Source organism: Blautia sp. CAG:257 (assembly GCF_000433815.1).
Lineage (GTDB): Bacteria > Bacillota > Clostridia > Lachnospirales > Lachnospiraceae > Blautia_A > Blautia_A caecimuris.
The window spans coordinates 9,799-11,610 of the sequence record NZ_HF999084.1 but is presented as its reverse complement, the minus strand read 5'-3'; the positions used below and the strand labels follow the sequence as shown (position 1 = coordinate 11,610).

Genomic DNA, 1,812 nt, shown 5'->3' with positions numbered 1-1,812 from the left:
AAGCTTTGCAAGAAGGTCCTCAATGGGCACAGCCATCTGGTCCTCCACTGTCTCAAGCCTGTGGTCTTTAAAACGATAAATTCCTGTATATACCTGATTTCTTCTGGCATCCATGATCGGACAGATCAGGCCTTGTGTGTCATAAAGATTATAAGCCAGAGCTTCTACCGTAGGCACACTGATCAATGGCTTTTTAAGCGCAAGCCCCAGCCCTTTGGCCGTAGCAGAACCAATACGGAGCCCGGTAAAAGATCCCGGACCACCGGCAACGGCAATAGCATCAACCGTATCCAGGTCAAGCTCTGTCATCTTTGCCACCTCATCCAGCATGGGAAGCAGAGTCTGAGAATGTGTTTTTTTATAATTCACTGTATATTCTGCAGTCAGAATTTCGTCTTCAACAACAGCTACGGAAGCTACGATTCCCGAACTGTCCAAACCTAAAATTTTCATATTTTATTCAACCTCCTGTACAGTGATCCTGCGGTAATCAAATCCCTGTGTCAGATCCTTTTCTATGGTGATCTCAATCCGTTTTTCCGGAAGGATGTCTCTGATTAGCTCCGCCCACTCAATCAGGCAGATTCCCTCTCCGAAAAAATAATCGTCGTAACCGATCTCTTCCATTTCTTCAATATCACCGATACGGTACACATCAAAATGATAAAAAGGCAGACGGCCTTCCTCATAAACCTGCACGATCGTAAAGGTAGGACTGCTGACAGGCTCTGTGATGCCAAGCCCCGCTGCCACTCCCTGGGTAAAAACAGTTTTTCCCACACCGAGATCTCCGTTCAGGGTATATACCTGTCCCGGCTTTGCTGCTTCACCGATTTTTTTTCCTAATTCAAATGTCTCCTCCGGACTTCTGGTTTCTATTATCATGGCTCCGCCTTCCCAAACAAATTCCGGCTGCTGATCACTCCGTTCCCGGCGGCTTTCATGCCGGCTAAACAATTATCACCTGACTGATTCAGCAGCTCCGGTCTTTTACTTATTTCTTGCAGAATTGTTCTTTGCATATTATAATAGAGCAAACAGAGAAAAACAATACTTTTCGCAAAAGGAGAATAAAACTATGGCAAATCCAGTTGTAACAATCACCATGGAAAACGGTGATGTAATGAAAGCAGAGCTTTATCCGGAGGTTGCTCCCAATACGGTAAATAACTTTATCAGTCTTGTAAAAAAAGGATTCTATGACGGTCTGATCTTCCACCGTGTCATCAACGGCTTCATGATCCAGGGCGGCTGCCCGGACGGAACCGGCATGGGCGGCCCGGGATACAGCATTAAAGGCGAGTTCGCTCAGAACGGCGTTGCAAATGACCTTGCGCACACTCCCGGTGTTCTTTCCATGGCAAGAGCCATGCACCCAAACTCCGGCGGAAGTCAGTTTTTTATCATGCACAAGGCTGCTCCTCATCTTGACGGAAGCTACGCTGCCTTCGGCAAGATCACAGAGGGTATGGATGTTGTAAACCGCATTGCAGAAGAGGATACCGACTACAGTGACAGACCCCTTGACGATCAGGTAATGAAAACAGTAACTGTGGAAACCTTTGGCGTGGATTATCCGGAACCGGAGAAATGCTGATTCAGTTTTCGGGAATAGTATGTAATAAAATCGTACTGTAAAAAGATTCACTGAATGGCTGACAGACAGCCTGTAACCAGAGAATAGCTGAAAAAGTTATTCTCTGGTTTTTTTCTTACCCGTCAGATGGTATTCACACAGTCAGAAACAGCGCTGCTGTCATTCCTCAAAGGTCAGCACTTCCCCATCCAGAACTGCAAAATACAGTTCTCTGT

At 46.1% G+C, this 1,812-nt stretch carries 3 protein-coding genes; 1 reads left to right on the top strand and 2 read right to left on the bottom strand.

Translation table 11 applies throughout. The features are described 5' to 3' along the window. The coding region (gene tsaB, locus QVP40_RS10155) for a tRNA (adenosine(37)-N6)-threonylcarbamoyltransferase complex dimerization subunit type 1 TsaB (RefSeq protein ID WP_288200474.1) at positions 1-453 on the bottom strand (453 nt) is incomplete at its 3' end. A gap of 3 nt (positions 454-456) precedes the next feature. Beyond that, entirely contained in the window at positions 457-885 is a 429-nt protein-coding gene (gene tsaE, locus QVP40_RS10150) for a tRNA (adenosine(37)-N6)-threonylcarbamoyltransferase complex ATPase subunit type 1 TsaE (RefSeq protein WP_022068321.1), read from the bottom strand. A gap of 193 nt (positions 886-1,078) precedes the next feature. Between tsaE and QVP40_RS10145 the strand changes: the two genes are divergently transcribed. After that, complete coding sequence (locus QVP40_RS10145) at positions 1,079-1,597, top strand: peptidylprolyl isomerase (protein ID WP_022068320.1); 519 nt, start codon at positions 1,079-1,081, stop codon at positions 1,595-1,597. Positions 1,598-1,812 lie beyond the last annotated feature (215 nt).